1 protein-coding gene is annotated in these 656 nt (G+C 74.1%); it reads left to right on the top strand.

Annotated features, from left to right (window positions below; all coding sequences use genetic code 11):
* The coding region (locus VR45_RS39515; protein ID WP_159394538.1) for a tetratricopeptide repeat protein at positions 1-438 on the top strand (438 nt) is incomplete at its 5' end.
* Positions 439-656: the final 218 nt, after the last annotated feature.

Genomic DNA, 656 nt, shown 5'->3' with positions numbered 1-656 from the left:
GTGCTGGCCCGTGATCCGGCGGATCTGGCGGTGCGGTGCGCGCTGGCGGCGGCGTACCGGCACGACGGCCGGTTCGAGGAGGCCCGGGCACTGCTGGCGGAGGTGGCGCCCGAGGCCGCGGCGTCGTCGACGGTGCTGGTGGAGGTGGCGGTGCTGCGGCTGCTGACGGAGGGGCCGGCGGGTTCGGCGGACGTCTGGGAAGCCTTCCTGGAGTGCCCGTACGAGGACCCTCGGGACCCGTTCGAGCCGGCGGTGCGCAAGCTGCTGCACGGTCTGGTCGCCGGGGATGCCGAGCCGGAGGAGCTGGCGCGGGCGTTCCTGGCGGTGCCGGGTGCCGGGGCGGCGCGGGCCGATGTCTGCCTCTATCTCGGCGAACTCGCGTGCGCCGGGGCACCGGTGGGGGCCCGGGCGGCGGCGGCCCTGCGGATCCTCGGGTAGCGGCGGCGGGCCCGGAGGAATCGGGCGGGCGGGGCGGGCGGTCGGGCGCACTGGTCGGGCGCACTGGTCGGGCGCAGTGGTCGGGCGGGCTGCCCGTTCGGGCAGCCGAATTTTAGGGGTTGCCACCAGAAACGATCATTTGGGTAGATTCATGATCGACTCATTGACCGGCTCACGCCCGGTCGACCTGCACTACCGTGCCACCCCGAGAACAGGAT

Source organism: Streptomyces sp. NRRL S-495 (genome assembly GCF_000966955.1).
GTDB lineage: Bacteria > Actinomycetota > Actinomycetes > Streptomycetales > Streptomycetaceae > Kitasatospora > Kitasatospora purpeofusca.
Note: the sequence above shows the minus strand (reverse complement) of the source record. Positions and strands in the feature narration are given on the sequence as shown.